22 protein-coding genes are annotated in these 23,146 nt (G+C 64.8%); 6 read left to right on the forward strand and 16 right to left on the reverse strand.

The window, feature by feature from the left end; translation table 11 throughout:
- Positions 1-7 precede the first annotated feature (7 nt).
- From ACWGPT_RS14275 to ACWGPT_RS14305, 7 genes are all read right to left on the reverse strand, one after another.
- Positions 8-697, reverse strand: a complete 690-nt coding sequence (locus tag ACWGPT_RS14275; RefSeq protein ID WP_452606278.1) for a response regulator — start codon at positions 695-697, stop codon at positions 8-10.
- Entirely contained in the window at positions 694-3,384 is a 2,691-nt protein-coding gene (locus ACWGPT_RS14280; protein WP_452606279.1) for an ATP-binding protein, read from the reverse strand. Before ACWGPT_RS14280 ends, ACWGPT_RS14275 begins: the two co-directional genes overlap by 4 nt.
- A gap of 8 nt (positions 3,385-3,392) precedes the next feature.
- Positions 3,393-3,962: a potassium-transporting ATPase subunit KdpC gene (gene kdpC / locus ACWGPT_RS14285; protein ID WP_452606280.1), complete on the reverse strand. Its 570-nt coding sequence runs from the start codon at positions 3,960-3,962 to the stop codon at positions 3,393-3,395.
- A 2-nt stretch (positions 3,963-3,964) separates the two neighbouring features.
- Positions 3,965-6,001: a potassium-transporting ATPase subunit KdpB gene (gene kdpB / locus ACWGPT_RS14290; protein ID WP_452606281.1), complete on the reverse strand. Its 2,037-nt coding sequence runs from the start codon at positions 5,999-6,001 to the stop codon at positions 3,965-3,967.
- 10 nt (positions 6,002-6,011) lie between these two features.
- Positions 6,012-7,721, reverse strand: coding sequence for a potassium-transporting ATPase subunit KdpA (kdpA, locus tag ACWGPT_RS14295; protein WP_452606282.1), 1,710 nt, complete (start codon positions 7,719-7,721; stop codon positions 6,012-6,014).
- Positions 7,722-7,735: 14 nt separating this feature from the next.
- The gene (gene kdpF / locus ACWGPT_RS14300) at positions 7,736-7,822 is read right to left on the reverse strand and encodes a K(+)-transporting ATPase subunit F (protein WP_377293109.1); all 87 of its coding nucleotides are present in this window, start codon (positions 7,820-7,822) and stop codon (positions 7,736-7,738) included.
- 341 nt (positions 7,823-8,163) lie between these two features.
- Complete coding sequence (locus tag ACWGPT_RS14305) at positions 8,164-8,823, reverse strand: TetR/AcrR family transcriptional regulator (RefSeq protein ID WP_452606283.1); 660 nt, start codon at positions 8,821-8,823, stop codon at positions 8,164-8,166.
- 208 nt (positions 8,824-9,031) lie between these two features.
- On the opposite strand from ACWGPT_RS14305, the gene ACWGPT_RS14310 reads away from it, so the two are divergent.
- From ACWGPT_RS14310 to ACWGPT_RS14330, 5 genes are all read left to right on the forward strand, one after another.
- A complete protein-coding gene (locus tag ACWGPT_RS14310; RefSeq protein ID WP_452606284.1) occupies positions 9,032-9,850 on the forward strand; it encodes an SDR family oxidoreductase in 819 nt (272 codons plus the stop codon).
- A 57-nt stretch (positions 9,851-9,907) separates the two neighbouring features.
- Positions 9,908-10,306: an ester cyclase gene (locus ACWGPT_RS14315; protein WP_452606285.1), complete on the forward strand. Its 399-nt coding sequence runs from the start codon at positions 9,908-9,910 to the stop codon at positions 10,304-10,306.
- A gap of 197 nt (positions 10,307-10,503) precedes the next feature.
- Positions 10,504-11,466 (forward strand): GlxA family transcriptional regulator, encoded by a 963-nt coding sequence (locus tag ACWGPT_RS14320; protein ID WP_452606286.1) that lies wholly within the window; start codon positions 10,504-10,506, stop codon positions 11,464-11,466.
- 164 nt (positions 11,467-11,630) lie between these two features.
- Entirely contained in the window at positions 11,631-12,254 is a 624-nt protein-coding gene (locus ACWGPT_RS14325) for a metal-dependent phosphohydrolase (protein WP_452606287.1), read from the forward strand.
- 161 nt (positions 12,255-12,415) lie between these two features.
- Positions 12,416-12,928 carry a YybH family protein gene (locus ACWGPT_RS14330; protein ID WP_452606288.1) on the forward strand — a complete coding sequence of 171 codons (513 nt, stop codon included), beginning with the start codon at positions 12,416-12,418 and terminating at the stop codon, positions 12,926-12,928.
- A gap of 162 nt (positions 12,929-13,090) precedes the next feature.
- Here ACWGPT_RS14330 and ACWGPT_RS14335 read toward each other — a convergent pair whose 3' ends face one another.
- From ACWGPT_RS14335 to ACWGPT_RS14370, 8 genes are all read right to left on the reverse strand, one after another.
- Positions 13,091-14,029: a 3-hydroxyacyl-CoA dehydrogenase NAD-binding domain-containing protein gene (locus tag ACWGPT_RS14335; RefSeq protein ID WP_452606289.1), complete on the reverse strand. Its 939-nt coding sequence runs from the start codon at positions 14,027-14,029 to the stop codon at positions 13,091-13,093.
- Positions 14,030-14,103: 74 nt separating this feature from the next.
- Positions 14,104-15,039, reverse strand: a complete 936-nt coding sequence (locus ACWGPT_RS14340) for a 3-keto-5-aminohexanoate cleavage protein (RefSeq protein WP_452606290.1) — start codon at positions 15,037-15,039, stop codon at positions 14,104-14,106.
- A 20-nt stretch (positions 15,040-15,059) separates the two neighbouring features.
- Positions 15,060-15,848 (reverse strand): SDR family oxidoreductase, encoded by a 789-nt coding sequence (locus ACWGPT_RS14345; RefSeq protein ID WP_452606291.1) that lies wholly within the window; start codon positions 15,846-15,848, stop codon positions 15,060-15,062.
- Between the two features lie 31 nt (positions 15,849-15,879).
- The gene (locus tag ACWGPT_RS14350; protein WP_452606292.1) at positions 15,880-16,590 is read right to left on the reverse strand and encodes an ABC transporter ATP-binding protein; all 711 of its coding nucleotides are present in this window, start codon (positions 16,588-16,590) and stop codon (positions 15,880-15,882) included.
- Positions 16,587-17,351, reverse strand: coding sequence for an ABC transporter ATP-binding protein (locus ACWGPT_RS14355; RefSeq protein ID WP_452606417.1), 765 nt, complete (start codon positions 17,349-17,351; stop codon positions 16,587-16,589). Before ACWGPT_RS14355 ends, ACWGPT_RS14350 begins: the two co-directional genes overlap by 4 nt.
- Positions 17,351-18,634: a branched-chain amino acid ABC transporter permease gene (locus tag ACWGPT_RS14360; protein WP_452606293.1), complete on the reverse strand. Its 1,284-nt coding sequence runs from the start codon at positions 18,632-18,634 to the stop codon at positions 17,351-17,353. The genes ACWGPT_RS14355 and ACWGPT_RS14360 overlap by 1 nt, the downstream gene beginning before the upstream one ends.
- A 5-nt stretch (positions 18,635-18,639) precedes the next feature.
- Positions 18,640-19,581, reverse strand: coding sequence for a branched-chain amino acid ABC transporter permease (locus ACWGPT_RS14365; RefSeq protein ID WP_452606294.1), 942 nt, complete (start codon positions 19,579-19,581; stop codon positions 18,640-18,642).
- A 73-nt stretch (positions 19,582-19,654) separates the two neighbouring features.
- Positions 19,655-20,887 (reverse strand): branched-chain amino acid ABC transporter substrate-binding protein, encoded by a 1,233-nt coding sequence (locus tag ACWGPT_RS14370; protein ID WP_452606295.1) that lies wholly within the window; start codon positions 20,885-20,887, stop codon positions 19,655-19,657.
- A 282-nt stretch (positions 20,888-21,169) separates the two neighbouring features.
- Between ACWGPT_RS14370 and ACWGPT_RS14375 the strand changes: the two genes are divergently transcribed.
- A complete protein-coding gene (locus ACWGPT_RS14375; protein ID WP_452606296.1) occupies positions 21,170-21,874 on the forward strand; it encodes a GntR family transcriptional regulator in 705 nt (234 codons plus the stop codon).
- Positions 21,875-21,914: 40 nt separating this feature from the next.
- Here the strand turns inward: ACWGPT_RS14375 and ACWGPT_RS14380 are convergent, their stop codons facing one another.
- Positions 21,915-23,018 (reverse strand): ABC transporter substrate-binding protein, encoded by a 1,104-nt coding sequence (locus ACWGPT_RS14380; protein WP_452606297.1) that lies wholly within the window; start codon positions 23,016-23,018, stop codon positions 21,915-21,917.
- Positions 23,019-23,146: the final 128 nt, after the last annotated feature.

Raw genomic sequence — 23,146 nt, forward strand, 5'->3', positions numbered from 1 at the left:
GGCGGCTTCACTCCGGCTCGGCCATCCGATAGCCGACGCCCGGTTCCGTGCGGACAATGTTCGGTTGCGTCGGATCGCGCTCGATCTTCTGCCGCAGCTGGCCGATGAAGACGCGGAGGTAATGCAGGTCGTCGCCATGGGCCGGGCCCCAGACGGAGGTCAGCAAGGTGCGGTGGGTCACGACCCGGCCGGCATGGCGCGCGAGCAGCAGCAGCAGGTCGTATTCCTTCGGCGTCAGGTGCACGGTTTGTCCGTCTCGCGAGACGAGCCGCCTGACGGGATCGATGCCGAGGCCGTCGATTTCCATCACGACCGGGATCGCATCGCGGCGGCCGCGATGGCGAAGTGCGGTGCGGATCCGGGCAGTCAGTTCGCCGATGCCGAACGGTTTTTCGACATAGTCGTCGGCGCCGAGATCGAGCGCCGCGATCTTTTCGCTCTCGCGGTCACGGGCCGAGAGGATGACGATCGGGATGTCCGACCAGCCCCTCAGGTTCGCGATCACCTCCTTGCCGTCCATGTCGGGCAGGCCGAGATCGAGGATGACGAGATCAGGTGCCTGGGTGGCAACGGATTTCAGCGCTTCCGCGCCGGTGCCGGCCACCACGACGTCATAGCCGGCAGCCTTGAGCGATGGGTTCAGGAAGCGCTGGATCTGCGGTTCGTCGTCCACCACCAGGATACGCGACTGGTTCATCGGGCCTCGCCCCTCGGCTCTTCGATCTCAGGGAAGCGCAAGACGATGCGCGTGCCCCGCTTTTTCAAGGCCGGGCTTTCCGCATGGATATTGCCGCCCATGGCCTCGACGAAGCCGCGGGCGATGGAAAGCCCGAGCCCGGTACCGGGCGCGCGGCCATCCGTCTTCCCTCCGCGATAGAATTTTTCGAAGACGCGGTCCAGATCCTGCGATGGGATTCCCTTTCCCAGATCAGTGACCGAGATCATCACATCCTTGCCGTCGCGACGGGCATAGACGTTCACGGGGTCGCGGCCGCCATATTTGACGGCATTATCGAGCAGATTGAACAACACTTGCCCCAGGAGCACGCTGTCGCCGCGGATGAGGGGCAGGTCGGGCGCGATGCCGGTTTCGATGCGGCGATCGGGTGCGTGTCTTCGCGTGCGCTCGACGGCCGACTGCACGACGTCGGCGACATCCACCCAGTCGCGTTTCGGCATCAGCGTGCCGGCCTCGATCCGGGTCATGTCCAGGAGGTTGGCGATGAAGCGGCTCATGCGGCCACTCTCCTCCTCGATCGACTGCAGCAGGTCGTCGCGGTTCTCGGGCGCCATCTTCTCCCCGAACTGGCGAAGCCCGGTAACGGCACCGGTGATCGTCGCGAGCGGCGTGCGGAGATCGTGCGAGATCGAGGACAGCAGGGCCTCGCGGTACCGCTCGCCCTCGAGCCTTGCGGCCTGCTCCACCGTTTCATCCGCCAGCCGCGCGCGGTCGAGCGCGATCGCGGTCTGGTCGAGGATGGCGGTCAGCGCGCGTTCGGCATTCTGGTCGAGACGCGCGCCGGCATGTTCGACCCCGCAGACGCCGACGATGCCATGCGGCCCAAGCAGGGGACGGAACTCGAAACGGCTGTTCGGCAGCGTGCCGGTTCCGTGGCCCGCCGGCTCCCGCTTGTCGAAGCTCCATCGGGCAGCCGTCAGGTCGGTCACGTCGAGCTCCGTATCCGGCGGCCAGGCGGCGGCGACGCCGAGGTCACCGGCGCGCGGCACGAGCAGCACGACGTTGCGCCTCAGGGTCGCCTGCAATTTCGACACGGCGAGCCATATCGCATCCTCGCCGCTGGCGGTGCTGGCGAGCTTGCGGGAGAAATCGTAGAGCGATTGCAGCGCCCTTGCCCGCACCCGCGCCACCTCGGCCTGTTCCCGGATGCGCGAGGCAAAGCCGCCGGCGATCATCGCCACGGCGAAGAAGACGAGAAGCGCGAAGACCTCGTGCGGGGTGGCGACCGCAAGGGTGTGCAAGGGGTCGATGAAGAGGAAATTGTAAGCCAGCGCCGATAAGGCGGCCGCGGCAAAGGCCGCAGCGTATCCGCCGGTCACGGCCGCCCCGAGGACTGCGAGCAGGAAAAGCAGCGAGATGTTCGGCAAGTCGACAAACAGGTCGATGCCCTTGCCGATCACTGCGGCGAGTCCGACGAACCCCAGCGCAAACCAGGCCGATTGCCGGAGCGACATCGCCTTCGGCTTCCGGAACGAAGCGCGTCGTATCTCGCCGGTCGGGGCGTCGGGCGTGACGATGTGGATGCCGATCCCCGAGGCGCTCCGCGACAGGGCGTCCGGCAGCGACCGGGTTAAGAGCTTCTGCCAGCGGCTTCGCCTGCGCGTACCGATCACAATCTGGGTCGCGTGCTCCCGCCGCGCGAGCTTCAGGATCTCGTCGACGAAGTCGTTGCCGATGACGCGTCGCGTCTCCGCGCCCAGTTGTTCGGCGAGCCGGAAGAGCGTTTCGATCCGCTGGACGAGTTCCGGCGTCTCGACCTCGCGGTCCGCCCGCTCGATCGAGACGACGAGCCACGGAGCATTGAGACCCGAGGCGAGCCGGCTTGCCACGCGCACCACCTTCTCCGACAGGGGATCGGAGCCGACGCAAACCAGCAGCCGTTCGCCCGTAGCCCAGGGCCCGTCGATGCCGTTCTGCTTCAGGTAATCGACCATCTGGTCGTCGACGCGGTCGGCCGTGCGCCGGAGTGCCAGTTCGCGAAGCGCGGTGAGGTTGCCGAGGCGGAAGAAGCGATCGACGGCGCGGCCGGCGCTTTCGGGCAGGTAGACCTTGCCCTCCTTCAGCCGTTCGATCAGTTCGGATGGCGGGAGATCGACGACCAGGACCTCGTCGGCACGCTTCAGGACGATGTCGGGCACGCGCTCACGCACGGTCACCCCGGTGATCTGGGCGACGAGATCGGCGAGGCTTTCGAGATGCTGGATGTTGACCGCCGTCCACACACCGATGCCGGCGGCGAGCAGTTCCTCGATGTCCTGGTATCGCTTGGGGTGCCTGCCGTCCTCCGGATTGGTATGGGCTAGTTCATCGACGATGACGATGCGCGGCCGCCTTTCAAGCGCCGCATCGAGATCGAATTCCTCCAGCATGCGGCCACGGTGGGAGACCCTTCGCCGGGGCAGGACTTCGAGCCCTTCGAGCAGGGCAGCCGTCTCGCCGCGACTGTGGGTTTCGACGAGACCCACGACGACATCGACGCCGTCGGCCTTGAGACGTCTTGCCCTCTGCAGCATCGCATAGGTCTTGCCGACGCCGGGAGCCGCACCCAGAAAGACCGTCAGCTTGCCCCGGCGGTCGTTCTCCGCCAGGGCAAGCAGGGCATCGGGATCGGGACGCCTGTCGTTTCTGCGGTCGTCATCCGCCATTCACCAGCTCACATCATGAGGGCATCAAGGGCCAGGTTGAGTTCTAGCACATTGACCCTTGCTTCGCCGACAACCCCGAAGGCCGGACCTTCGGTCTGCCGTTCAACGAGCGAGGCGACGGCAGCCGGCTCCAGCCCCCTTGCCTGCGCGACACGCGGGACCTGCGCCTGCGCGAAGGCCGGCGTGACATGCGGGTCGAGACCGGAGCCGGATGTGGTCACCGCATCGGCGGGAAGCGGACGGGAAAAGCCCGCCTCCGCCCGCCGGGCGACATCGGTCGCGACGCGGTCCTTCAGCTTCGCCGACGTCGTGCCGAGGTTTGATCCGGACGAAGCCGCCGCATTGTAGGGGCCGGGACCGGTTGCAGACGGCCGCGGCCAAAAGTACCGGTCCGCGGCGAAGGCCTGGCCGATGAGGGCCGAGCCGACGACCGTTCCGTCGCGTTCGATCAGGCTGCCGTTGGCCTTTGCCGGCATCAGGGCCTGTGCGATCCCGTTGATCGCCAGCGGATAGGCAAGGCCGGTGATGACGGTCAGTGCGGCGACGAGTGTAAGGGCGGGTCTGAGGTATTTGAACATGACTACACCAGATGGAGGGCGCTGACGGCGAGATCGATGGCCTTGATCCCGGCGAAGGGCAGGATCAGCCCGCCGACGCCGTAAACGAGGAGGTTGCGGCGAAGCAGCGACGCGGCCCCCGCCGGGCGATAGGCGACGCCCTTCAGGGCCAGCGGGATCAGCGCCACGATGATCAGTGCGTTGAAGATGATGGCGGAAAGGATGGCGGACCGCGGAGATGCGAGGCCCATGATATTGAGGGCTTCGAGCGCCGGATAGGTCGCAACGAACAGCGCCGGGATGATGGCGAAATACTTGGCGACGTCGTTGGCGATCGAGAAGGTCGTAAGCGCACCACGCGTCATCAGGAGCTGCTTGCCGATCTCGACGATCTCGATGAGCTTGGTCGGGCTCGAATCCAGATCCACCATGTTGGCCGCTTCGCGGGCGGCCTGCGTGCCGGTCTGCATGGCAACCCCGACATCGGCCTGGGCGAGCGCTGGCGCGTCATTGGTGCCGTCGCCGCACATGGCGATCAGCCGGCCGCCCTGCTGCTCGCGGCGGATATAGGCGAGCTTGTCTTCGGGGGTCGCCTGGGCGAGAAAATCGTCGACGCCCGCCTCCGACGCGATGGCGGCCGCGGTCACCGGATTATCGCCGGTCACCATGACTGTGCGGATGCCCATGGCGCGGAGCGCTCCGAAACGCTCCTTGATGCCGGCCTTGACGACATCCTTGAGATGGATGACGCCGAGGAGCCGTTCTCCATCCGCGACGGCAAGCGGCGTGCCGCCCGTGCGAGCGACCTGGTCGACGGCCCGGCGAAACTCGATTGGCGCGTCCTCTTCGGTGATGCCGGCGAATTTCAGCACCGCATCGACGGCGCCCTTGCGCAGGCGGCGCGAACCGATGTCGACGCCCGAGAGCCGCGTTTCGGCCGTAAAGCCGATGACCGAATCGAAGTCGACCCTCGGCATGGGAACACCGAACTCACCTGTCGCCAGCGCCACCACCGAGCGTCCCTCGGGCGTCTCGTCGGAAAGCGAGGCAAGAAGGGCCGCGTCAGCGAGTTCGGTCGGGGTGACGCCCGGTGCCGCGATGAAGTCGCTTGCCATGCGGTTGCCGAAGGTGATGGTGCCGGTCTTGTCGAGGAGGAGGGTATCGACGTCCCCGGCTGCCTCCACCGCGCGGCCGGACGTGGCGATCACGTTGAAGCGCACCAGGCGGTCCATGCCGGCAATGCCGATTGCCGAGAGCAGGCCGCCGATCGTGGTCGGGATCAGCGTGACCAGAAGTGCCGCCAGCACCGTGACCGAGAGCACGGTGCCGGAATAGCCGGCGAGCCCCCAGATCGCGACGCAGACGAAGAGGAAGACCAGCGTCAGGCCCGAAAGGAGGATGGAGAGCGCGATCTCGTTCGGCGTCTTCTGCCGCTGGGCGCCCTCGATCAGCGCGATCATGCGGTCCACGAAAGCGGAGCCGGGCTTTACCGTTATCTTCACCTTGATCTCGTCGGAGAGCACCTGGGTTCCGCCCGTGACCGCCGACCGATCGCCGCCGGATTCTCGGATGACGGGCGCTGACTCGCCGGTGATGGCGCTCTCATTGACCGAAGCCACGCCTTCGATCACCTCGCCGTCGCCGGGAATGAGTTCGCCGGCCGCGACAAGCACGACATCGCCCACCTTGAGACCGGAGGCGGGGATCGTCCCGGTCTTGCCGTCGGCATCCAGCCTGCGGGCGACCAGTTCGGACTTGGTCTTCTTCAGGCTGTCGGCCTGGGCACGGCCGCGACCCTCGGCAACCGCCTCGGCGAAGGTGGCGAAGAGGACCGTGAACCAGAGCCAGGCGGCAATCTGGCCGGAGAACCCCGCCTCTTGCGGATTTGTGGCAAGGTCGCGGAGGAAGAGTATCGTCACGACGGCGGCGACGACTTCGGTCACGAAGATGACCGGGTTGCGCAGGAGCCTGCGCGGATCAAGCTTGACGACGGCATCCCGCATCGCCGGAAACAGGATCGACGGATCGAGAAGACCGGGAGCTGTTTGGTCTTTTGACATGATGGTTCCTTCAGAAGGTCTGGCCGGCGAGCATGGCGAAGTGTTCGACGACGGGGCCGAGCACCAGCGCGGGCAGGAACTGCAGGCCGCCGAGAATGAGGATGATGCCGATCAGGAGCACGACGAAGAGCGGGCCGTCTGTCGGGAAGGTGCCGGCGGAGGCGGGAACCTTCACCTTGGCGGCAAGCGATCCGGCAATCGCCATGACCGGCACGACATAGGCGAACCGGCCGAGCAGCATCGCGATGCCGAGCGTCGTGTTGTACCAGGCGGTGTTGCCGGTCAGCCCGCCGAAGGCCGAGCCATTGTTGCCGGCCGCCGAGGTATAGGCATAGAGGATTTCCGACAGGCCGTGCGGCCCCGATGTCCCGATGCTTGCCACCGCGAAGGGCAGCATGGCCGAGACGGCGGTGAAGCCGAGGATGACGAGCGGCAGGATCAGCACCGCGAGCATGGCGAACTTCATCTCGCGCCCCTCGATCTTCTTGCCGAGGAATTCCGGCGTGCGCCCGACCATCAGGCCGGCGACGAAGACGGCAAGGAGGGCGAAGACCAGCATGCCGTAAAGGCCCGAGCCGACGCCGCCCGGCAGCACTTCGCCGAGCTGGATCAGGAACATCGGCACGAGGCCGCCGAGGCCGGTGAAGGAACCATGCATGCCGTTGACGCCGCCATCAGACAGACCGGTAGTGACGGCGGCATAGAGCGCCGTCATGGCCTGGCCGAAGCGAACCTCCTTGCCTTCCATGTTGCCAGGCAGGGGGTCGACGCCGATGGCCGTCAGGATCGTATTGCCCTGCGCCTCGGCCCAGTAGGTAACGGCGACCCCGGCCAGGAGCAGGATGGCCATCGCCGAGATCAGCGCCCAGCCCTGGCGCCGGTTCCCGACCATCTGGCCGAAGGTGTAGACCATCGCCGCCGAGATCGACAGCATGGCGAAGATGTTGAGATAGTTCGACCAGGCGCTCGGGTTTTCGAAGGGATGGGCAGCATTGACGTTGAAGAAGCCGCCGCCATTGGTGCCGAGTTGCTTGATCGCTTCCTGGGAGGCGACGGGTCCGAGCGAGATCACCTGGTCCGTGCCTTCGAGCGTCGTCGCGGTGACGGCGGCGTCGAGCGTCTGCGGCAGGCCCATCGCCACGAAGGCGAGTGCAACGACGATGGCGAGCGGCAGGAGCACGTAGAGGGTGGCTCTCATCATATCGACCCAGAAATTACCGAGCGTCGATACCTTGGAACGGGCGAGTGCGCGGGTGACCGCGATCGCAAGCGCCATGCCGGTGGCCGCCGACAGGAAGTTCTGCACGGTCAGCCCTGCCATCTGGGAGAAATGGCTGAGCGTGGTTTCGCCCCCGTAGTTCTGCCAGTTGGTGTTGGTGACGAAGGAGACCGCGGTGTTGAACGCAAGATCCGGCGCCATTCCCGGAAAGCCCTGCGGGTTCAGCGGAAGATAGGCTTGCAGCCGCAGCATGGCATAGAGCGCGATGAAGCCGGCGAGCGAGAAGGCAAGCATGGCGAATGTGTAGCCGAGCCAGCCCTGTTCCTTTTCCGGATTGATACCGCCAGCACGGTAGAGCCCGCGTTCCAGGGGGCCGAGAACGGGCGAAAGAAAGGTCCGGTCGCCGGAAAACACCCGCGCCATGTAGAGGCCGAGCGGTTTGACGACCAAGAGAACTGCGAGAAAAAGGAGGCTGATCTGCAGCCATCCGACAAGGGTCATGGATCTGCTCCCGATCAGAAGCGCTCGGGACGCAGGAGCGTCACGACGAGGTAGATGCCGAGGGCGATGGCGACGAGGAGACCGAAGAGAGGCTCAAGCATTTCTGCGCCTCACAAGCGATCGAGCGCGCGGGCGTAAAACGCAAGCACGAGAAGAGTGCCGCCGCCGAGCGCGAGGAAGATGAAGTCGGACATGTCCGTTTCTCCTGTTGATACGCCACAGGATTAAGGGAACTTCAGGTCAGGCTTCGATTGGGAAGACGCGCGAGGGGGATAAAGAAAGGATAAGGATGCCGCTCGACATCTGGGTCCCCGCTCACCCCCAAGGCCCAAAGGACGTTGCCGGGTCCCGTTTCGAGCACGAGGGTCCAGCCCATATCTATTTTTCTTCGCCTAAAGCGATTGTCGCTTACGTCAGCGGCAGGTCTCGAAATGCGGCATCGTCACTCGACCGTGGGCTTGCCCTGGTTCAGGCGGGCGTCCCATCCCTGCATGGCGAGTTTCGCCACCTCCTCCAGTTCGGCGGTCGTGGCGCCGTCGCGGGCGAGGATCGACATCCCGTTCTGCACCGTCTGCACGAAACGGGCCAGGGCATGCAGGTCGGTCGATCTCGGGATATCGCCCTCCTCCACACCGCGACGCAGGCGCGTCATCAGCCTCTCAAGCGTCTCCGCGCGCGCATTTCGCACCAGCTCCCCGAGCGTCTCGTGCCCCTCGCTTCCGACCGAGGCGAGCGTCACCATGCAGCCGCGCGGGATGTCGGCGACCGCGCCGGTCAGCGCCGCAGCTGAATCTTCCAGGAAGGCCGATATGGCTTCGCGGGTGGTGGCCGCACTGGAGAAGCGGCCCCAGGCAAGCGCCCCGTTCGTCTCACAATAATGGCTGAGCGCCTCGGTGTAGAGCGCGTCCTTGGAGCCGAAGGCGGCGTAGAGGCTGGTTGCCCCGATCCCCAGCGCCTCAGTAAGGTCGGAGATCGAGGTCGCCTCATAACCCTTTTCCCAGAACAGCCGCATCGCCGTGGCGAGCGCGCGTTGCCGGTCGAACGCGCGCGGGCGACCAGGGCGGCGCGGCGCCAGCTTCGGGGTTTCAGATAATTTCTGCATCGATCGTTATATAATCCCTTGACGGCGCAATGCAACGCCCCCATGTCTATTATGAAATGATCGCTGCATAATTAAGTTCGTGTCGGACCGGGGATTGGAAAGCAGGTTACTTGTGGCTGGGGGCGATCCCCGTCGTTCTCTGCCTTGGTCAGCCCTGGGGATGGTCGACACCCAGAATCATAACCAGATCAATTTGAAGGAAAGACCCATGGAGAAGACTGTTCTTATCACCGGCACGTCCTCCGGCCTCGGCCGCGCGGCGGCGAAGCTCTTCCAGAGCAAGGGCTGGAACGTCGTTGCGACAATGCGCAAGCCGTCCGCCGAGAGCGAACTGAACGAGCTCGACCGCGTGCTGGTGACGCGCCTCGACGTCGAAGACGCGCCATCGATCGCCCCGGCGATTCAGGCGGGCATCGAGAGGTTCGGCGGCATCGACGTGCTGGTGAACAATGCCGGCTTCGGCGCCTTCGGTCCGCTCGAGGCGACGCCGATCGAGACCATTCGCCGTGAATTCGAAGTAAACGTGTTCGGCCCGCTCCAGGTGATGCAGGCGGTCCTGCCGCATTTTCGCGCACGCAAGGCCGGCACCATCGTCAACATCACCTCCAACAGCGGCCTGATGACGCTTCCATTCGGATCGCTCTACCACGGCTCGAAATATGCGATGGAAGGCATCACTGACGCCCTGCGGTTCGAACTCTCATCGCTGGGCATCCATCTGAGGCTCGTCGAACCCGGCGCGATCAAGTCCCGTTTCGTAAGCTCGTTGGCGGTCAGCAACGAACCGGTCATCGCCGACTATCAGCCCCTCCTCGATTCGGCGATGAAGATCTATGGCGGGCTCACGGATATCGCCTCCCCGCCTGAACTGATCGCGGAGCAGATCCTCGCGGCCGCCACCGACGAGGGGCAGAAGCTGCGCTTTCCCGCCGGCGAAGACGCATTCAGAACGATCGCGGAACGCGACGCTCTCACCGATGAGCAGTACTTCGAGACCGTGGCGAAGCGCTTCGGCCTCCCGGTCTGACGCAGGCAGGGTCCGCGATCGTCGCGGGCCCGACCACCGTTTAGAGGAGAGGAACCAGTGCCCGATTCCGATCTTGCCCAGTTCTACACGCGCTACATCGCTGCCATCAACGCGCGCGAGTTCGATCTCGTCGCAGGGCTCATCCAGGAAAAGGTTCTGATGAACGGCGCTGCCCACGAGCGAGCCGAAGTACTCGCGTCCCAGCGGGGGATCGTGGACGCCGTTCCGGACTACCGATGGAACGTCGAGGAGCTCTTCGTGGTCGAGGACCGGATCGCGGCGCGCCTGCAGAATACGGGCACGCCCACCAAGACGTTCATGGGGCATGAACCCACCGGTCGGCGGGTCAGCTTCATGGAATTCTGTTCCTACCGTATCCGCGACGGCCGCTTTGCGGAAATGTGGTTCCTGATGGACGGCGAGACCGTGGGCAGGCAGTTGCGGGGCGATGACTGACGCAAGCGGACCCGCCAGGGGGACGGGTATTTCATCCCGCAACGGACGCCGTGGCCGAGGGACGGAGGAACGACGGCCACATATCAGTGCGCCGGGCTATTGGACATGTCCGGCGAAATACTCGAGAGTCCATTTTTTGAGGCTGTGCAGCCGGGCCTTGCCAGTAGCTCTGCACACCTGAGGGGGAGCCGGATGCCATGACCTGCAGGATCGCATTTGTCGTCGCGCCCGGCCTCGAGCTGCTCGATCTTAGCGGGCCGCTCTGCGCCTTCAATCTGGCGCGTCTGAACTACGAGGCCGCCTACGAGATCGATGTGGTGTCGAGCGCCGACGGACCCGTCACCAGTTCGGCAGGGCTGTCGATAGAGGCCGCGGCAGCGAGCCGGGCAAAGCATGCCCATACCATCATCGTCGTCGGCGGACCGAAGGCGCAACAGGCGAGCGCCGAGCCCGGTACCGTCGACCTCTTGAGATCGCTCGCACCGACCGCGCGACGGATGGCAAGCATCTGCACGGGCGCGTTTCACCTCGCGGAAGCAGGCATCCTGGACGGACATCGCGTCACGACCCACTGGAGGCTCGCGCCGCTCCTGCAGTCGCGCTACCCGAAGGTGACCGCCCATGGCGACCGCATCTACGTAAACGACCGGAAGATCTGGACCTCCGCGGGGATCACGGCGGGAATAGACCTTGCCCTCGCGCTGATCGAGGCCGATGTCGGCCCGGACATCTCCAAACTGGTCGCGCGGGACATGGTCGTCTATCATCGCCGTCCCGGCGGACAGTCGCAGTTTTCGGCCATCCTCGATCTCCAGCCTGCATCGGACCGGATCCGGCTCGCCCTTGCCTATGCACGCGAGCACCTCCACGACGACTTGCGCGTCGATCGCCTCGCCGACGTGGCATGCATCAGCAGCCGGCAGTTCGCCCGGTTGTTCGTGCAGGAGACCGGCGAGACTCCGGCACGGGCCATCGAGCGCCTTCGGGCGGAGGCGGCTCGCGCCATGGTCGAGGACAGTCGCGAACCCATGGAGACCATCGCGCGCGACGTCGGATTGCGCGACACGGAGCGCATGCGCCGCGCCTTTCTACGGCACTTCGGTCAGTCTCCGCAGGCGCTCCGGCGCATTTCCAGGGAATACCTGCGCGACCCGCGCTGACGCGCAGTCCTCCGCCTGGCCCAGCCCGGCCCTGCCTGGCGGGAAATGTGCGAATTATGTCATTTCGGACATCGACCCCGTCGTGGGATACCGTCGGGACCGCAGTGCAGGCCCTCCCCGCGTGGGACCTCCGGCTGCTGCACGGCCTAACGAAGGAGGGCGCCATGCTAGCTGATATCAGGATGCCGGACAGCAGCATCGTGCGACAGGCCGGAGAGCTTGCCCGCGACGTCTCAGGCGACATGCTCTACAACCACGTCATGCGCTGCTATTGGTTTGGAGAACTTTACGCCCGGATCAGCACAATCGAGATCGACAGCGAACAGTTGTTCCTCTCGGCCGTCTTTCACGACCTCGGTCTCACCGAGCACGCCCGCGGCCCGCACCGCTTCGAGATAGAGAGCGCCAATGCCGCGCGCGGCTTCCTCACGGAAAAGGGAGTTTCGAATATTATGGCCCAGAATGTCTGGGACGACATAGCGTTGCACACCTGGGACATGAACTTCTTCCGTAGCGGGACGAGCCAGGCCGTGCAGTTCGGCATTACCTACGACGTCGTCGGCTTTCCCGGGATCGAGATCGAGACAGCCGATATGACAGAACTCCTGCGCCGCTATCCGAGACTCGGTTTTACGAGAGGCTTCCACGCACTGCTCGAGCAGGACCTGGATAGTCATCGGCCCTATCCGCACGCCTTCCACCCATGCAGCCGGATCGCCCACGCCCGCTCGGGACTGGTGATCGAGGATCTCGCGACGCTCCAGGCGCGGGCGCCGTTTGCGCAATAGGGATTCTCGCCGGGGCAGAAACGGAGGCAATTATGTCATTCCGGATGGAATGCAGGCGGGAGTAAAGTGCGGCTTGTTCCGGGACCGTGATGCGCGTGCGCAGGCCGAGGCGTCTGCTCCGACCCGATCTCCGGAACGAGGTCGCCCCGGGAGGTCGCCAGATGAGCATCATTGGAGCGCTGTGGATCATCGACTCCGCATGTTCGACCTCCGCTTTCGCGGACGGACCCGGGCAGTTGCATCGCGAGTGGATCCTCCGAGGTTGGGAGCGTCGCGAGACGGATGGCTGCTTCGTCTTCGCGGAGAGGTTCGATCATCTTTATTCCAGGCGCGAAGACCTGCATCTCTACGACAGCTCCGATCCCCGGCACCGGGTGGCGCGGAGCGTGGCCGAATATGGCAGCTTCCGGGAGGGTCCCTTCAACGCCCTGAAAAGTGCCCGGCACGCCGTCACCGACGGGCCTGACGTTCTCCTCGGCGGAAACCTGGCCGCCACCACGCTCGAATTCGTTGCTCGACTGGAGCGGCCGGATGGCGAGGTCAGCAGCATCCGTGCACGCTCTGCCCTCGTCTGGCGGTGCGAGGAGGGCACCTGGCGGATCGTGCGGGAACAGAACGCGGTACGCGACGTCCCGCACGGCGAAGTCGAGGCGGCGCTACGGGAACAGGGATGACCCGCGTGCCGCCGGCCGGCAGTTCCACGGCTTGCGGCGGACTCCACTGACGGTTGGCGGGCCGGTAGTCTGATTAGGCGTCGCCGCGCACCCGGGTCTTTACCTCAACAGTCGCATGAATCTGATACCTCCCCCATCACCACCGCTTCAGAGAGCCCGCCGTTATCTTTGGCTTTCCGGTTGCCGGATTGCGAGGATCTGGCGGAGTTTCGTGTCGCGGTCGCGAACCGCTGTTTCGACCGGGCATTTCGCATAGGCGAGCTCGACGGCCGCCGTGACGCGTTTCTGGAGGGGTTCGTCGGGCAGCGGGGTTCCGAGTTCACACCAGAGCCTGTCCTGCATCGGCGCGAACATGTCCCAGAAGCCCTGCATGCCCCGGTCGCCGCCGGCGAGGCGGTAGGTCAGGAGGGGTCCCATCAAGGCCCATCGCAGACCGGGGCCATCGGTGACGGCCCGGTCGATATCCTCGGCGGAGGCCACGCCGCTTTCCAGCAGGTGGATCGCCTCGCGGAAAATGGCGGCCTGCAGGCGGTTGGCGACGTGTCCGTAGATTTCCCTTTCCAGCCGGATCGTCGTCTTGCCCAGGCGTTGGTAGAAATGCTCGGCGATTTCCAGTGCGGTCCGTTCCGTCCCTGCCCCTCCGCCGACTTCGACGAGAGGAACCAGATGCGGCGGGTTGAAGGGATGACCGAGCACGACCCTTTCCGGATGGGCGCAGGCGCTTTGCATGTCGCTCACCAAGATCGCGGAGGAACTGGAGGCGATCACCACCTGCGGGGACGTGACGGCATCGATCCGGCGCATCAGCTCGATCTTCTCCTCCATCCTTTCGACAGCGCTTTCCTGAACGAAGCCGGTTCCCCGGCATGCCTCGGCGAGATCGGCGGTGAAGCTCAGCCTGCCGCGCTTCTTCTTCTCCAGAACGGCTTCGGGGAGCGTTGCCCAGCAGCGTTCGACCGCACGCTCCAGTTCGCTTTCGGCGCCGTCCCGGATGTCGGTCGCGACGACGTCCAGCCCGTGCGCCAGGTAAAGGCATGTCCAGCTGGCGCCGATCATGCCCGTCCCGACCACGGTCACCGTCTTGATGTCTTCCGCGTTCAATCGATGCTCCTGCCGTGACGCTCATCTCAAGCCCCGCCCCTGTCGGGCGAGGGCCGCCTTCCCTTTTGCCGCCGCTAGAAATTGACGCGATCGGCGCCCTTCAGCGCGAGCATCTCGCGGGCGTCGGCCGCCGTGGCGATCGCCAGTCCCAGTCCTTCGAGAACCTGGCGGATGCGGCGGACCTGGACGGCATTGGAGGTCGCGAGCCTTCCGGGACCGTCCCAGAGCGAATCCTCCAGTCCGACACGGACATTTCCGCCCATCGCCGCGGCCATCGTCGCGACCGGGATCTGGTGGCGCCCGGCCCCCAGCACGGACCAGACATAGTCATCGCCGAATAGCCGGTCGGCGGTGCGCTTCATGTGCGAAACGTCATCCGGATGGGTTCCGATACCCCCCAGGATGCCGAAGACCGTCTGGATGAACAGCCTGCCGCGGACCAGGTTGCGGTCGCGGAAATGAGCGAGGTTGTAGAGGTGGCTCGTGTCATAGCATTCGAACTCGAAGCGCGTGCCGTTGCCGCCGCAATCGGCCAGTATGTGCTCGATGTCCTTGAACGTGTTCCTGAAGACGATGTCGCGGGTCTTTTCCAGGTAGGCCGGCTCCCAGTCATGCCGGAAATCCCGGTAGCGGTCGAGCATGGGATAGAGGCCGAAGTTCATGGATCCCATGTTGAGAGAGGCGACTTCAGGGGCGAATTCCAGTGCCGGCCGAAGGCGCTCCTCGATGGTCATCGTCGGGCTTCCGCCGGTGGTCAGGTTCAGGACCGCATCCGTCGCCTGCTTGATCCGCGGCAGGAAGCGCGCGAAGGCTGCGGGATCCTGCGTCGGGCGACCGTCTCGCGGATCACGGGCATGCAGGTGCAGGATCGCGGCCCCCGCCTCGGCCGCTTCTATGGCATTGGCGGCGATCTGGTCCGGGGTGACCGGCAAGTGAGCGGACATGCTCGGCGTATGGATGCCGCCGGTAATGGCACAGGTGATGATGATCTTGCGGGATGATCGAGCCATGTTTTCCTGCTTCCTCGCTCTCAGATATTTTCGACGTTGCCGCAGACGCTGATCGCCTGCCCTGAAATGTTGGCGCCGCCGGGCGACGCGAGGAAGAGCGCCATGGCGGAAACGTCCTCCGGCTCGATCATGCGACGGAGCGAAATATTGGAGAGGTACTGGGCCTCCATCTCCTCGTAGCTGACGCCCGAGGCCCTGGCGCGGTCGCGGATGACGGCTTCGATGCGGGCACCGCGCACGACGCCGGGCAGGATCGCGTTGACGCGGATTCCATCCGGGCCCATCTCCTTCGCTAGGCTCTGGGTCAGGCCGACAATCCCCCATTTCGCCGCCGAATAGGGGCTGCGGAGCGCATATCCGAACCGCCCCGCCACGGACGAGATATTGATGATCGACCCGGCTTCGCTGGCGCGCAGCAGCGGTGCCGCCCGGCGCACGACCAGGAACTGGCCCATCAGATCGATGTCCAGGGTGCGGCGAATGTCGCCGACGGACAATTCGTCGATCGGACCGGTGGGACCGGCGATGCCGGCATTGTTGACCAGGACGTCCAGACCGCCGAGCCTTGCCGCCGTCGCATCCAGAAGCGCGTCGACCTGATCTTCGTCGGCAACATCGGCGCTCACGACGGCGACCTCGGGATGTTCCTTCGCGAAACGTTCCAGGGCCGGTTCGTCGATGTCGCAGACCATCACCTTCGCCTGGGCTTCCGCGAAACCGCGGGCGATGGCGGCGCCGATGCCGGAAGCGCCGGCGGTCACGAGAACCCGCAGCCCCGGGCGCGGGGTCATCCGCTTGATCATGTTCATTTTTCGTCCACTCGATACCATTTCGACGCCATCAGGCCACTTCGAGCCAGTTGCGTCGAACTTCGGGATTAGCTTCCAGCTCTTCGGGCGTGCCTTTGAAGACGAGTTCCCCATGGCCCATGACCATCACGTGCCGGGCGACCTTGAGGGCGATCGTCAGTTTCTGCTCGACCAGCACCACCGCCACGCCGCGCCGGCCGATATCGAGGATCACCTCCATCACCACCTCGACGATCCTGGGCGCCAGCCCCTCGGTCGGCTCGTCGATCAGCAGCACCCGCGGATTGCCGAGCAGGGACCGGCAGATGGTCAGCATCTGCTGCTCGCCGCCCGAAAGATATCCGGCGCGGATCGCCCGTCGCTCCTTGAGGCGCGGAAAATAGCCGTACATTTCATCGACCGACCAGCGATGCGCGCCGGGCGGCCCCTTCTGGACACCCATGGCGAGGTTCTCCTCGACCGTCAGGTTGGGGAAGACCAGCCGTTCCTCCGGGACATAGCCGATCCCCTGGCGGCAGATGTCGAAGGGTCGCTGCCCGACCAGTTGAACCTCGTCCAGCGTCACGGTCCCGGCGCTCGGCGGCACCAGGCCCATCATCGCCTTCAGCAGGGTCGAGCGGCCGGAACCGTTTCTGCCGAGCAGGGAGACGACCGACGATTGGGGCACATCCAGATCGATGCCGTGCAGGATGTGGCTCTTTCCGTAATGGGCGTGCAGTCCCCTGACCTCCAGCAAGCTCATGACGCCTCCCGACCCAGATAGGCTTCCTGTACGTCTCGGTTGGCGCTGATCCGCTCCGGCGTGTCCGTCGCAAGGATGCTGCCGTAGACGAGCACCGAGACCCGGTCGCAAAGGCTGAAGACCACGCTCATGTCGTGCTCCACCATCAGCAGTGTCTTGCCCTCGGTGACTGAGCGGATCAGTTCGACCGCCTGCGCGGTCTCCTCGCGCGACATGCCGGCGGTCGGTTCGTCGAGGAGGATGACCTCCGCCCCGGTGGTCAGGGTCATGCCGATTTCCAGCGCGCGCTGCTCGGAATAGGTGAGATCGCCGGCGAGATCATGGGCCCGGGCTTCGAGCCCAACCCGGGCCAGCGCCTCGGCCGCTTCCTCGTTCACCTGCCGCATCCGGGCGATCGGGCGAAACAGGCCGTACCGGACCCCGTGGCGCGCGAGGACGCCGATGCGGAGGTTCTCGAACACGCTGAGGCGATGGAAGATGTTGGTGATCTGGAACGAGCGCGCCAGCCCTGCCCGGTTGATGCGATGGGGCTGGAGACCGCCGATGCTGCGTCCTTTGAGCATGATTTCGCCGGACGAGGGCGTGAACATGCCGGAGATCAGGTTGAAGAGGGTGGATTTGCCGGCGCCGTTGGGACCGATGACCGCATGCCGCTCGCCCGGCCGGATATCGAGGTCGAGGCCCTTGATGACCTCGACCGGGCCGAAGGCCTTGGTCAGTCCCGTCAGCCTCAGTGCCGGCTCTTCAGCGATCGCGGCCATCATGCGGCACCTCCCAGCGCAGCAACTTCCGCGGTGCCTGCCTTGGCCTGGTCGGTCCTGCTCCAGAGCGGATCGATGCGCCTTCTGGCCCGAAGCATCAGGGCGATACCGCCGACGAGGAGGATCAGAGGGACCAGCCAGGTGAGAGGGCTGGCCGGCCGCCATGCCACGCCGAAGAGCGTATAGGGCGGCAGGCCAACGGCTGCGGCATGCCTTGCTCTCGCATAGTCCTCGCCGAACAGGACGGAGACGGTTTCGGTCAGGAAGACCACGCCAGCCGTCACCAGCAGGCCGCCGAGGATCGCAACCAGATAGGAACCCGCAAGGCGGGACCAGTCGAGCTGGCGGCGGTTGCGAATGTGCTGCTGCAGTACCCCGCCTATGCCCGCCGGCGCGTAGAGCATCACCAGGACAAAGATGAGGCCCTGGTAGAAGACCCAGGACCGGGTGACGTCGGACAGGAGGAAGGAGAACAGGGTAAAGGCCGTCGCGCCGATGACGGGACCGAAGAATATGGTCGAGCCGCCGACGAAGGTCTGAAGAACGACCTGCGCCGAGACGTCGCTTGCAAACAGCGAATAGTTGGCCGTCTCGTTGGAGATCGCCAGCAGCGCCCCGGCCACGCCCGTGAACATCGCCGAGATCGCGAACACGATCACCTTCGAGGAATGGGCGTTGTAGCCCAGGAAACGGACGCGCTGCTCGTTGTCACGCAATGCCAGCGTGAGGCGCCCGAAGGGCGTGCGGGTATAGGCCCATAGACCGAGGCCGCAGACGACAACCCATGCCAGGGTCAGGTAGTAGACTTCCAGCGTGGAGCCGAAACCGATGCCGCTCCACGGCATGCGCATGGACGACACGCCCGCCTCCCCGCCGAAGAAGTCCTCCAGCCGCGGCGCCAGCGAATGGAAGAGCTCGGCGATCGCGAGCGTGACAAGCGCGAAGTAGACGCCCGAACGCATCGTCGCGAAATAGCCGGCCACCATTCCGATGACGAGGCCGACTGCCGCCCCGGCGAGCGGAACGAGCGGTGTCGGGAAGGGAAAGCCGTCCTCGATCGCGATCATCAGATGCAGCGCGGCGAAGGCTCCAAGGCCGAAGTAGGCGGCGTGGCCGAAGGACAGCAGCCCCGCCTGGCCCATGAGGAGATTGAAGGCCAGGGCAAAGAGGCTCGCGATCAGCACGTTGACCAGCGCGTTCTGCCAGGCGATCCCGATGAAAGGCGGGATTGTGACCAGAAGAACCAGCACGACTGCGGGAAGAAGCACTTTTCGCATCGGCATCCTCTCTAGTTTCTCTCGCCCATGAGGCCCGCAGGGCGGACCAGCAGGACGACCAGCATCAGCGCGAAGGGGATCGTCGCGCTGACCGAGGAGAGTTCCAGCGTCATCAACCCTCCGACGGAACGCGCCCAGTCGCCGAGGCCCGCCAGCGAAAACAGCGTCGCCAGAGACCAGTCGAGGCCGACCGCAAACGAGGAGAAGAGCCCGATCAGGAGCGAGGCGACGAGCGATCCCTTCAGCGATCCGAGCCCGCCGACGACCACGACGACGAAGACGATCACGCCGAGTTCCAGCCCCATGTTCGGATTGGTGGGGTAGAATGCGCCGGCGACGGCCCCTGCAAGCCCCGCCAGCGCCGCGCCGGTGCCGAATACGAACATGAAGACCAACGGAATGTTGTGTCCCAGTGCCTCGGCCATGGCCGGCAGGCGTTCGGCCGCCCGCACGATGATGCCCGTGCGGGTGCGGGTGAGAAGCAACCAGAGCGCCGCGAACATGACGATCGCCACGCCGCCGATGAAGAGCCGGTAGAAGGGATAATCGGCGCCGAAGATCCGGAAGGCGGAAAAGCGCATGTCCGCCGGCATCTGGTAGTTCACCGGGAAATCCCCGAAGAAGAGCTTGATGAGTTCCTCGATGATCAGAGCGAGGCCGAAGGTCAGCAGGAGTTCGTGGGCGTGACCATGGGCGTGCACGCGTGGCAAAAGGAAGCGCTCCACCGCCATGCCCGTCACGCCGACGAAGATCGGCGCGACGATGAGGCCCGCCCAGAAGCCGAAGACCGAGGAAACCGCGTAGGCGACATAGGCCCCCAGCATGTAGAAGGATGCGTGCGCGAAGTTCAGCACGCCCATCATGCCGAAGATGAGCGTCAGGCCGGCGGAAACCATGAACAACAGGAGTCCATAGGTCACGCCGTTCAACATGGAGATGATCGCGAATTCCATGGGTGTTCCGCAAGCTGACGGTCAGGATGCTGGCCTGCGACAGACGCAAGGCCAGCGTTCGACGACGGGGCCTCTATTCTGAGGGCCGTTCCATCTTGCAGCTTTCCTGCACCGGATAGATCGCCTGGTCTCCGGCAATGACCTTGACCGTCTCGAAGCCCATGTCGGTGCCGTCGGCGGGATATTTCGGATTTTCGACGACCTTGGAGACAACCACCGGACGGATCGTCTGGTGATCCTCCTTACGGACCGAGATCGGGCCGATCGGGCTGTCATAGGTGGTGTCCTCGAGCGCCAGCGCGATCTTCGTCACGTCGATGTCGCCACCGCCGAAATCGACCGTGCCCAGCGCCTGCTGCAAGGCTCCGAGCGCGAAGGCGGAGTGGCCTTCGACGAAGATCGGATAATGGCCGGTCGCCGCCTTGTAGCTCTCGGCGAATTTCCCGTCGGCGGCGGCATTGTCGTAGTTGTTGGCGATATAGTGACCGAGTGCCGTCTTGCCTGCATTGGCGATGTTGCCGGGCTGATCGAGGAAAGCCGTCGCAAAGGTCACGTCGAGCCCCGCGTCTCCCGCCGCCTTCATCAGCAACAGCAGATCATTGGACCAGTTGCCCGTGAAGACCGTATCCGGCGCCGCCGACCTGATCCGCGCCACGAAGGGCGCGAAATCCTGGATCTTGTTGACGTCGTGGAGCACTTCATCGACGACCGTATAGCCGCCCTGCGCGGCCGCGGCCTCGACAGCGGCCTGCATGTCCTGCCCCCAGGAATAGTTCTGGTTGATCGAATAGACCTTGTCGCCGAGATCACCCGCCTCCTTCATCGCGCTGGCCAGGGCGTTCACCCGCATCGGAGCGGTCGTGGTGTAGCGGAAGTGGTAGAACTGGCATTTGTCGCCGGTCAGTTCCATCGCCTCGCCGCCGAGGTTGATGAAGATCACCTCCTTGCCGGCATTGCGGATGTTGTGCTTGCGGACATCCTCGGTGAGCTGGCCGGCAATCGCCGACGACGCGCCCTGGAAGATGATGTCGACGCCATCGGCCACCGCCTGGCGGAACTTGTCGGCCGCCTCCGGCGAGCCGCCGGCGTTGTCGTACTCCGTGACGACGACCGGCTCGCCGTTGAAGCCGCCTGCTTCGTTGATGCGGTCCACGCCATACTTGACCGCATTGGCGTAAAGGCGGCCCGTCGATGTCTGGGCGCCGGAAAGGCTCTCGATGATGCCGATCTTCAATGGCTCGGCTTCAAGGGCAGTCGCGGTGAATACGGCTGCGGCCGAGACCGCGCTCATGACGAGACTTCTCATGGCCTTCTCCTCCCGAAGTGTCTGTCCGTGTGCCCCATCCCGTGGCGTCGATATCGCTACGGGTCCTCCAGAAGCACGCAAGGCATGTAATCACAGAGTTCGATATCTGTAAAGTTATGAGATATGTGATCACACCTAAGGGGACGGAGGGTACTGCTTTCCGTTGTGCGCCATCCTGATTGAACGTAGAACGACTGATGGCTTGAAGCTTGCACCTGGCTTCGAGCACACAAGACTGAAGCATCCGGTGAGGCCTGAGGCGTGAATACTTTCGATCCAACGATGAAAAGCCAGCGGACGCTGGTGCCGGTCGATGTATCGACCGTGCAGGATCGGGTTTACCAGAGCCTGCGGCTCGGCCTGCTCAGGGGCGAGTTCCTTCCGGGGGAACAGGTCTCCATCCGTTCCCTTGCGGAAGTGTTCGGCACAAGCCCGATGCCGGTGCGCGAAGCGGTGGCGCGCCTGATCGCCGAACGCGCCATCGAGCAATCGGGGCCGCGCACGCTTCGTATCGCGCCTTATCTCGCCTCCGATCACGAGAATTACATCCGCGTGCGCATGCAACTGGAAGGCTACGCCGCCGAGCGAGCGGCAAGCGCTCAGAAGAACCCCGCGCTCACGGATGCGCTGAGGCGACACAACGACGCCATCGGTGAGGCTCTGGAAGCCCGCGACTTCGAGGCGGCACTTGCCGGCAACCAGGCCTTTCATTTCGAACTCTATCGGGCCGGCGGGTATCCGCAACTGCTCGACATCATCTCGACCCTCTGGCTCCGCACCGGGCCGATCGTAGCCTCCGCGCGCAAGGACGAAGGCCTGTTCTATCGGATATTCAACAACGGCGTCCGCATCCACGCTGACGCCATCGAGGCGATCCTCCAGCGGGACCGGGCGGCGGCCCGCCGCGCGATCAATCTCGACATCCGCTCGTCCCACCTGTCAATTCGGCGCTTCTATCAACGCCTGTCCGAAGAGGCAGGCGCTTAGGTCGCCTCCGCGACGGCCGGGACCGGGTGAAGCATCGGCGCTAGCGGGGAAACGCCTGTTCGCCGCCCACCGTCGCGACAAGGTCGTAGAAGTCCCACGGACCGGCTGAGCGTCCAGGCTCCTTGACCCGCAGCAGATAGGTGTCGTGAAGCATGGTACCGTCATCCCGGATGCGCCCGTTCGTGACATACATGTCATCGAGGGTCGCGGCGCGCAGGTGGCGCATCACAGCATCTGTCTCCGTACCACCCACAGCCTCCACGGCCTTGAGGTACTGCAGGGCGGCAGAATAATCCGCGGCCATGAGTGACGACGGCATCCGCTGCAGGCGGGCATGGAAGCGTTCCGCCCAGGCGCGGCTTGCGGGGTCCCGCGTCCAGAACCAGCTGTCGGCAAGGTAGAGGCCTGCGGCCTTTTCCTGGGTCATGCTGCGAATGTCATCGATGAAGGTGAGAAGGCCGACCATGGTCATGCGGCCCCTCAGCCCCAGGCGCTCGAGTGCCTCCATGGCCCGCAGCAGTTCCGAGTGTCCGTTGGCAAGACCCAGCACCTCGGCGCCACTGTCTCTGGCGGCCTCCACGAACGTGGTGAAATCTTCCGCCCCATGAGGGTTCTTCACCGAGCCGACCACCATACCGCCTGCGGATTCGACCGCCATGGAGCCGTGCTCCTGGAGTTCGCGTCCGAAAGGATAGTCGGCGGTAATGTAGAACCAGCGCCGCAACCCTCGCTCCGCGAGCGCGATGGCCGGGACGGTGGCGAGCGAAACCGTGCTGTAGGCATACTGGATGATCGAGGGCGCCGAACGCTCCCTGGTCTGTACCGACGTCCCCGCCCCGATGACCAGGACCGGCATGTAGTGCTTTGCCGCGACGCCCGTGATGGCAAGGCTGGTATCCGAGTTTACCCCACTGATGATCATGTCGATGCCGTCTTCGACGCACCAGCGCTGAGCGACAGAACGAGCCTCTTCCTCGTCGTTGCGATGATCGCCAAGCACCAGTTCGACGGATCGGCCGGCAACCGTCCCACCCATCTCTTCGATGGCCATCCGGATTGCATGGGCGCCGCCGTGGCCGTCGACATATTCGAAGGGTCCGGAAAGGTCGGTGACAAAGCCGATGCGGATCGGGTCATGCGTCATCCCATTCTCCTTCGGTTTTCCGAGATCATGAATTATCTCCTTGCCGGCGAACGGAGGGACTCCGGCCTGCGCGGGAAGCGACGCGCGCAACGGTCGACGGGCAGTCACGACTGGCTCGGATGACCGGG

This window comes from Pseudorhizobium sp. NPDC055634 (assembly GCF_053618655.1).